This window comes from Enterobacter cloacae complex sp.6700776 (assembly GCF_048284255.1).
GTDB classification, from domain to species: Bacteria; Pseudomonadota; Gammaproteobacteria; order Enterobacterales; family Enterobacteriaceae; genus Enterobacter; species Enterobacter intestinihominis.
Genome location: NZ_JBLVYK010000037.1, coordinates 1 through 5,130 on the forward strand (window position 1 = coordinate 1; position 5,130 = coordinate 5,130).

Consider the following 5,130-nt stretch of genomic DNA (forward strand, 5'->3'; position numbering starts at 1 on the left):
TTTGAACTTTTGCTTTGCCACGGAACGGTCTGCGTTGTCGGGAAGATGCGTGATCTGATCCTTCAACTCAGCAAAAGTTCGATTTATTCAACAAAGCCGATAGACTTTCCTCCGACTGAAACAACAGGATGATTGAGCCCATGCTTCGATACGAGTTAACGCCGAACAATGCAGGTTTTATACTGTGGGGAGATTCAGAAGCCCTGAATGAATTACATGAACTCATTCATTACATCGTGGATGAAAGCCCACTGATTAAAGTTAAAGACGGATTTATGTTATCCCTTGCCTATGATATTCGTAAAGCACGGGAAGGTAATCGTCGTGTTGAGCAACATCAGTATGATCAACATGATACATATAAGCTTTATGGTGTTGAGCTTTTATGGCCTCTGGTCCTGGTACAGTCCTCAATACTCAGAAACTCAATGGGTTATATTCAGACAGACAAAAACCAGCTGTCTGTCATGTATGCCTTTGAATACCTGATAGAATCAGCATTAACAGAGTCTGAGAGAACAACGTCGAATGATATTATGCTAACAGTAAAATATGCATCAGACTCTGATTTTAATTTCATTGAGGATAATATTGACAGCAGGTGCTGCTATTTTATCAGCCTATCTCCGGAGCAAAGAAAAAAGCAGTTAATCAGTATTGTTCGTTCTTTTCATTCATTATGGGGTAAGTATGCCCGTGAAAAGCAGGACATAAAGATGCTGAACGAAATGAATAATACATCATGGGTCTGGCCGGACAATATCAACTGGTGAGCAACCACTGTCCGGCCAGTGAGTACCATCAGCGGGCTCTTTTACCAAAAATGTCCTCTGAACGTGACTGAAGCTGTTTGAGTGCTTCGAGCATGTCATCATTATCCAGTGAGCGCTGGGATTTCTTCCCTTCCTGCTTTGGCCGTCGTCGGGAAGGGCCATCTCCAGCGGGAATTGACTGAGAGCGCGTGTTATCCCGCTTGCTCTGCACCAGACTGATAAACTCCAGGGTTCGGCCAAGACGCTTGTTATCGACAATCGCGCCCTGGTCGATTTCTGACAGTCGGTCGTAGGTAGAGTAGGGAAGTAGCGTACCGTTCAGGCGCAGCTCTTTTCTGCCATCAGGATAGTGATACACATCGATATATTTACCTATTGCACGGCGACTCAGTTCGCTGTCTTCAATCAGGTACAACATTTTATCATATTGTATCGTCAACGATTTTGAGACTTTACGTTTTTCACGAACAGTGAAAATAAGCCCCAGGTCCTCATCATGTTCTACAGCACGGTGTACGTCAAAATCATGTCGCGGTACTTTGCCAAAACGGCGGTTATAGTCAGCCATATAGGCCTCAGCGAAGTCATTTGCAGCCTCCATTGAACAAATGCCCTGTAACCGCAGCTCTTTGACCAGACGATCCTGTAAAGTGAGGTGAGCTCGTTCTACACGCCCTTTGGCGGGACTGGTTTCTGCACAGATAGTCTGGATGTTCAGTTCATGCATGGCTCGCCCAAACTGAGTATGCCCGTCTCCGCCTGTGGCGTGTTTATTGTTAACACGAAAAACACCGGCTTTATCGCTGTACAGTGCCAGCGGTTTACCATGCTTATCGATATAGCGCCGCGTGGCTTCGAAGTAAGAAAACGTGGACTCCGATTTAACAAACAACAGTTCCATCAGTTTGCTGGTTGCATCATCAACATAGACCAGCGCGGTGCAGGCCGGGCCACGGCCTTCAAACCAGTCGTGATCACAGCCATCTATTTGTATCAGCTCACCAGTACACGGACGCCGGTACCGTGGTTGAGGGATCCTTGCGGCACGTTGTTTACGGGGAACCCATAAGCCAGCCCGCACCATGATGCGCCGGACAGTTTCTTTGCCAAGAAACAGTCCGTGGAGTTCTTCGAGCTTTTCACGCGCCAGAGTCGGACCGAAATCAGCATAACGCGTCTTGATCAGTTCCAGAGCCTGATCTGCGAGCCCGGGTGGCAACTGGCGGTTACCACGCATGCCACATCGTCTGCTGGCCATACCAAGCGGTCCGCCTTCACGGTAACGGGCAAGAAGTCTGCGGCATTGCCTGTCGCTGATACCGAGGTGCTCGGCCGCACGGCGCGTTGTGATGCGACGTTCAATGACGTCCTGTATAATCTTGATCCGGTTGATCTCTTTCAAAGTAAACACTCCTGAGCTTTCTGCGCTCATGATATGCCTCCCGGTAGTTTAAACGGACCAGTGAAGCTTACCATAGCGCGGACATCTGAATTGAGCCACAGGCGGACATTACTATTGAGCCATTACAACTTAAGTGCGCATAATCAGGATTATGTAAGATCAGCGTTAAGTAGTCGATTTATTTGAAAGTGACGTCGTCTTTAAGTTAAAATCACCTATAATCAATACCTACTGGAGCAGCTCATGGCTGACACCTACCTCCCCCCGGGCTTTAAAAAATGCAAATCATGTCAGCAAGTTAAACCCTTTGAACAGTTTGGAAAAGAGCTCAAGGGCAAGTTTGGCCTCAAGAGTAAATGCCGAGCGTGTATTAGCGAGAAAAACAAAACGTACGCAGCAGGCCCAGGGGCCGAAGTAAAGACGCAAAATAATAGGACCTACCAGGCAGAAAACAAGACTGAGCTCGCGGAGAAAATGCGCGTTAAGCGTGCGAAAGAAAAATTTGGTGATCGCTATAATTCCTACCTCGCTTCTTTAGAGTCCATGAAAAAACTCAAATAATGTAATCGCCAACGGAGGAATAATGAATGTACATCTGAAATATGATACGATAAAGCACTATCACTTTGATTGGCTAACGCCTGCTGGCGACTATCCTAATTCAGCGGTTATGCTCGTAGGTTTCCGTGATGGGCGCTGGATTATTGTTCAAGAGTTCGGAAATGATTATAGCTGCTTCGAGGGCGTTCTGAAGAATGGTGATGATCTTAATACGGAGCCTAAATTCTATTCCGACTTAGAAAGCGTAGCGGTTGCTGCTTTTGGCATGATGAAGCAGATATATCCCCAGTACCAAGATAGCACGTTAGAAGAATTCCTCGCTGGATAAAATATTCTAGAAACCAAACTCGCCTTATTCGAAGGAAACTGACTATGTATAGAAAGGTTTTAGCTCTTTCAGCCTTACTGATTTCTGCTTGTTCCACCGATAATCCTCATAAACAAAGTATGCACCACAATGATTTTGAGCTTTCGGACTCAGCTGTAAAAATTCAAATCAAGTCTGGAAATAAGACAATCTCCGGCTCAGGTACTTGGATCGATGAACAACATATTCTTACAGCTTCACATTTATGGCTTGATGCAAGCAAGGATTATAGTCTAAGTATAATAACAAGGAATGGGAGCCAACCAGCAACAGTTATCAATATTGATGATCCTAAGAACCGGGACCTCGCTCTTTTAAAAGTAGAAAAAAATACTATTGTCAAAGCCCCACCTAATTGGAAGCTTCCAGTATGTGATAATGTTCTAGCTCCAGGTGAGTCTGTTTGGGTTCTATCGGGAATGTATAATACGCTTTCAAATACGTATGCTTCCCCCGACTCAACCTACTATTATAAAGGAATAGTTGGTTCTGATGGTTTGACTGCTTTTTATCAAAATGGAGTTAGTGGAAGCGCTGTGTTAAACCAATCTAAGAGTTGCTTATATGGTGTTGTGAGTCAACAAGACATTAAAAAGATCAATGTCTATCAGATATATATTACGAAGATTACTACAAATGAAATTATACGCGGATTCATAGGTTATAAAAATAATTAAATGAGCGTAATCTTACAACAGGCAATTCCGACGTTATCTGCGTTGGTCTACCTATCTGAACCTTTAAAAGGAACGTCTATCATGTATAAACTTTTACCCGCAATACTAGTCTTTCTTTCGGTGTTCCTTGGACTAATCGCTCTACTCAGTGCTATCAAAAATGGTTCTGATGAATTGGCGGTATTCCTCATTACACTTTCGGCGTGGTTCGCTGCTTTAAGTAAGTTTTATTCACTTAAACTGTATAAAAATAGTTAGCCTGTGAATCCAAATACAGTTGACAAGTATCCAGCACTGCCCCCGTGATTTATTCAGGTTAGAAGCATTCCCGGAGTGCAGGCTGGGATTAGAAAAGTTACTTTTCTTACGATGTACCAACCAATAGGGCACGACTTATCGTAATGCCTAATTACATATTACCTGTTTAAGTCGATCTAATAATTTCATTGGAGCAGACATGTCCCCGGAATTGGTATCAGGCATTGCACGAGTGGCGCATGAAAAGCTACTTTCAGTTTTGACGGAGTGCGGCACAAAGAAGACGAAAGGCACATGCCTTTTTGCAAGCTATCTTGTATGTTATTTAGCAAAAACTAAAGGTCTAGATGCTGTTGTTCGTGGGGGTAACGGTGCAGATGATGGCGGTATATTTACAGAGAGTGGTGGCTTTGGCCATTATTGGTGTGAATTGAACTTCGAAGAAGTGCAATATTATATTGACATCACTTCCGAGCAGTTTGGGTTTCATCCATACATAGTGAAACGCGTCAACGATATAACAGGATGGCCACGATATATTCCTGGTGATCAGGAAACGGTCGATAGTCATTTAGAACAATTATTACGCGACGGCTATACAGAATAGGCTGCGTATACACTATCGCAGCCTTTCAGGCTCTTAACCCTTGTGACCAGTTAACGGAACCACTCAGGATGACGCTGCCGATCAACGTTGATAACCTGCGAATTAAATTCAACGACATCCGCTGGAGTAAGCATTAATTCATCAGGATTTACAATAAATGGTCTTAAAACCACTTCGCCACCGTCTTCTTTTGCACCGTAGATATTAATAAGAAAGTGCAGTCGTTGATTTCCGTCAGCATTGCGTTGCCATTCTCTAAAAGTCAAAGTCTGTTTAATATAGTTTGTTAAAAGAAATGCGAATTCAGATTCTTCCGTTTGTGAGATACCGTTTTTGTTAGACATTTTTTTTAGTATCTTTCCGAGCATGGATACACAGGCATCTAGGGAAGGTGCGAATAAGCAGGTCATTTCTTCCCAAGCTGACTCGCTGATTAAAATTTCGCGGATCTGGGCCGATTTTTTTCCCGCAAACACATCGAATCA

The 5,130-nt window shown here is 43.8% G+C and carries 8 protein-coding genes; 5 read left to right on the forward strand and 3 right to left on the reverse strand.

The genetic code is table 11. The features are described from left to right. Positions 1 to 66 (reverse strand): hypothetical protein (locus ACNQ0T_RS22895; RefSeq protein WP_225541151.1); only part of this gene is annotated, 66 nt, incomplete at its 3' end. A 74-nt stretch (positions 67 to 140) separates the two neighbouring features. Here ACNQ0T_RS22895 and ACNQ0T_RS22900 point away from each other — a divergent pair. Next, positions 141 to 773, forward strand: coding sequence for a DUF6904 family protein (locus ACNQ0T_RS22900; RefSeq protein WP_001567369.1), 633 nt, complete (start codon positions 141 to 143; stop codon positions 771 to 773). A gap of 28 nt (positions 774 to 801) precedes the next feature. On the opposite strand, the gene ACNQ0T_RS22905 is transcribed toward ACNQ0T_RS22900, so the two are convergent. Continuing rightward, a complete protein-coding gene (locus ACNQ0T_RS22905) occupies positions 802 to 2,205 on the reverse strand; it encodes an ISNCY-like element ISKpn21 family transposase (protein ID WP_001567368.1) in 1,404 nt (467 codons plus the stop codon). Between the two features lie 213 nt (positions 2,206 to 2,418). Here ACNQ0T_RS22905 and ACNQ0T_RS22910 point away from each other — a divergent pair, with 213 nt between their 5' ends. From ACNQ0T_RS22910 to ACNQ0T_RS22925, 4 genes are all read left to right on the forward strand, one after another. Further along, complete coding sequence (locus tag ACNQ0T_RS22910; RefSeq protein WP_000785965.1) at positions 2,419 to 2,736, forward strand: hypothetical protein; 318 nt, start codon at positions 2,419 to 2,421, stop codon at positions 2,734 to 2,736. A 22-nt stretch (positions 2,737 to 2,758) separates the two neighbouring features. Then, entirely contained in the window at positions 2,759 to 3,064 is a 306-nt protein-coding gene (locus tag ACNQ0T_RS22915; RefSeq protein ID WP_001100610.1) for a hypothetical protein, read from the forward strand. A 44-nt stretch (positions 3,065 to 3,108) separates the two neighbouring features. After that, complete coding sequence (locus ACNQ0T_RS22920) at positions 3,109 to 3,780, forward strand: S1 family peptidase (protein ID WP_000285959.1); 672 nt, start codon at positions 3,109 to 3,111, stop codon at positions 3,778 to 3,780. Between the two features lie 457 nt (positions 3,781 to 4,237). Continuing rightward, positions 4,238 to 4,645 (forward strand): hypothetical protein, encoded by a 408-nt coding sequence (locus ACNQ0T_RS22925; RefSeq protein ID WP_001371904.1) that lies wholly within the window; start codon positions 4,238 to 4,240, stop codon positions 4,643 to 4,645. 50 nt (positions 4,646 to 4,695) lie between these two features. Here ACNQ0T_RS22925 and ACNQ0T_RS22930 read toward each other — a convergent pair whose 3' ends face one another. Next, positions 4,696 to 4,989: a hypothetical protein gene (locus ACNQ0T_RS22930; protein WP_001447794.1), complete on the reverse strand. Its 294-nt coding sequence runs from the start codon at positions 4,987 to 4,989 to the stop codon at positions 4,696 to 4,698. Between the last annotated feature and the right edge of the window lie 141 nt (positions 4,990 to 5,130).